General features: G+C 69.7%; 3 protein-coding genes and 1 pseudogene. All 4 read right to left on the reverse strand.

What is annotated here, in order from left to right; all coding sequences use genetic code 11:
* Positions 1–30 precede the first annotated feature (30 nt).
* Positions 31–825: a 3'(2'),5'-bisphosphate nucleotidase CysQ gene (locus JHC99_RS18215; RefSeq protein WP_292156100.1), complete on the reverse strand. Its 795-nt coding sequence runs from the start codon at positions 823–825 to the stop codon at positions 31–33.
* Positions 822–2,165, reverse strand: a complete 1,344-nt coding sequence (locus JHC99_RS18220; protein WP_292156101.1) for a metallopeptidase TldD-related protein — start codon at positions 2,163–2,165, stop codon at positions 822–824. The genes JHC99_RS18215 and JHC99_RS18220 overlap by 4 nt, the downstream gene beginning before the upstream one ends.
* A 43-nt stretch (positions 2,166–2,208) precedes the next feature.
* Positions 2,209–2,613 (reverse strand): MAPEG family protein, encoded by a 405-nt coding sequence (locus JHC99_RS18225; protein WP_292156102.1) that lies wholly within the window; start codon positions 2,611–2,613, stop codon positions 2,209–2,211.
* A 28-nt stretch (positions 2,614–2,641) separates the two neighbouring features.
* Positions 2,642–3,015: pseudogene (locus JHC99_RS18230) on the reverse strand (carboxypeptidase); the annotation flags it as partial.

A 3,015-nucleotide genomic window follows, 5' to 3' on the forward strand; every position in this document is an offset into this window, starting at 1 on the left:
GCATTGAGATCCTGTGGGGGCGGGGAGGCCTTAGGCTGTCAGCGGGATAGGCCTTGTGCGCTCCAGGATCAACGGGTGGAGGGCCGGAGCCGAGCAAACCAGGCTGGCCTGGCGGGGATCGGGGCGGTTGAAGACCCAGCCGTGGCCGTGATGGTCCGTGACCCGCGCTCCGGCCTCGTGCGCGATCAGGTCGCCGGCGGCGATGTCCCAGTCCCATTTGGGCGAGATGGCGATAGCGGCGTCGAAGGCCCCGGCCGCGACGAGGGCCATGCGGTAGGCGATGGCGTTGCGCTTTTCCAGCCGCATGGGCGGCCAGGGCTCGGCCCAGCGCGGGCTCTGCATCAGCATGGCGTCGGCGAGCATGGAGGCGTCCTCCAGCGCATCGGTATCCGAGGCCGTGATCGGCTGGCCGTTCAGGCGCGCGCCGCCGCCGAGGGTCGCCTCGAAGGTCTCGTTCAGTTGCGGCGCATGGATGACGGCGGCGACCGGTCGGCCGTTCTCAATGACGGCGATGGGCACGCACCACCACGGCTTGTTTTTCATGAAGGCCACGGTGCCGTCGATCGGGTCGACTACGAAGATGCGCTCGCAGGAGAGACGCGCGGGGTCGTCGGGGGTTTCTTCCGACAGCCAGCCGTAGTCCGGACGGGCCGAGAGCAGACGGCTTTTCAGCAGCTCATCGACGGCGATGTCGGCCGAGGTGACGGGGGAACCGCCGTCCTTGGCCCAAGTCTTCACGCCCCGCTCGCGCTCGGACAGGGCCAGCGCCCCGGCGGCCAGGGCCGCGCTGCGGATCAGGTCGAGGTCGGCGTCGTAGGAGGTCATTTGCCGGCGATGGCGACGGCGTCGAACAGCAGGGAGGGGCTGTTGAACGAGCCCCGGAACTCCAGGTCCGACCCCGCCACCATTCGCGCCCACAGGGCCTTCAGGTTGCCCGCGACGGTGACCTCGCTGACCGGATAGGCCAGCTCGCCGTCCTCGAACCAGAAGCCGGACACCCCCGCCGACCAGTCGCCGGTGTTGGCGTTCAGCGACGGACCGAACATGGAGGTGACTATCAGGCCGGTGCCTGCGTCGGCCCGCAGGCCGGCGGCGTCGCGGTCGCCGGGGGTCAGGTGCAGGTTGTGGGTCGAGACGCCGGGAGGACCTGCCAGACCGCGCGAGGCGTGGCCCGTGGACGCCTGTTTCATCTGCCGGGCCGAGGCCGAGTTGTGCAGCCAGGTGGTCAGGACGCCGGCGTCGACCAGACGGCGCGCGACCACCTCGACCCCCTCGTCGTCGAAGGGGGCGGAGCCGAGGCCGCGCATCCGGAACGGGTCGTCGATCAGGCTGAGGTGGGTCGGCAGGACCGCCTTGCCCATATCGTCCTTCAGGAACGAGGTGCCGCGCGCGATCGAGGGGCCGGAGATGGCGCCGAGCAGGGGCGACAGGATCTGGGTGGCGACGCGGTTCTCGAAGATGACGGGGGCGGTCGTCGAGGCGATCTTGCGCGGGCCGACGCGGGCGACGGCGCGGCGACCGGCCTCCTCGCCGATGATGCCGGCGTCGGGCAGGTCCGACAGGTGGCGGGTCGTGCGGCTTTCGCCGCCGCGCTCCATGGCCCCGTCCTTCTCGGCGATGACCCCGACGCCGAGCGAGAAGGCCGAGCCGGAATAACAGCCCTCGAACCCGTGGGAGGTGACCAGCCGCCATTCGGTCGAGGAGGTTGAGGCATGGCCGCCCTCGGAGCGGACGACGCCGGGGATGGTCAGGGCGGCGGCCTCGGCCTCGATCGACACGGCTTCCAGCTCGGCGGCGCTGCGTTCGGAGGCGTCCATCAGATCGAGGTCGCGGAAGGCGCCCCGGTGAAGGCGATCCTCGGGCGCGAAGCCGGCGTAGGGGTCTTCGGGAGCCAGCCGGGCCATGGCGACGACCCGCTCGATCAGGCGGGTCCGGGTGGCCTCGGAAAGGTCGGAGGCGGAGACCGAGGCCTGCCGCTTGCCGACGAAGACGCGCAGGCCCAGGTCGCGCGATTCCTCGCGCTCGACATCTTCGAGGGCGCCGTTGCGCACCCCGACCGACAGGGCGGCGCGTTCGGCGGTGACGGCCTCGGCGGCGTCGGCTCCGGCCTTCAAGGCGGCGGCGACGAGATCATGGAGCAGGGCGGCGGAGGCTTTGACAGTCATGCCCCGATATGGCGGGGGCGGTGCTGCGGTGCAACCGGTCGTCTCAGAGGAATGGACAGATGACGAGCATGACGGCACAGATGATCAGCGAGGTCCAGGTCAGCGCCATGCCTGCGACCCGCAGGGGATGGACGCCACCCGTCGCCTTCAGCCCGAAGGGATGGATGATCCGTCCCGCGAGCATGAGCCCGCCAACCAGCTGGATCGCCCATGGCGCATAGCCAAGTTGCGCCAGCAGAATGATGGCGGCGATCCCTGCCGGGATGTATTCGGCAGCATTGCCGAAGCTGCGGCTGGCCACCGACATGGCGGCATTGCCGCCGTCGCCCAGAAGAACGCGATGCTTGTTGCGGCCGATCACGACATGGATCGACAGTGCGACTAGCACCAGGATCAGGGCCCCGCTGAACAGCGCAGCCCAATGCAAGGAGTCGATTTCGGTCGGCATCGTTTTCCCCCGGAGATGATTGCGGCCGTCAGTCCTCTCGGCCGACCGGGTAGAGCCGGTAGCGGTCATCATAGAACGGTGTGCGCTCATAGAACCAGCCCAGGCGGGCGTCGCCGTCGGCGGCGAAGGCGGGGTCGGCGGCGAGTTTGGCCTCGAACTCGGCCTTGAGCGCGGGGGCGGCGGCCATCATCCGTTCGGCCAGGGGGGCGATGGCGTAGCCCTCGATATATTCGACGCGGTTCAGGATTTCGGGGAACAGGCCCCAGGCAAAGAAGCTCTCGGACGACTGGGGCTCCAGCAGCAGGACGACGATGTCGCCCAGCGGCTGGTCCGTCGGGACGCGGACCGAACCGAGGGGGAAGGTCCAGTCTCGGCGTTCGACCTCGACCGTCCTGACCGTGG

The organism is Brevundimonas sp. (genome assembly GCF_016463485.1).
In the GTDB taxonomy this organism is placed as follows: domain Bacteria; phylum Pseudomonadota; class Alphaproteobacteria; order Caulobacterales; family Caulobacteraceae; genus Brevundimonas.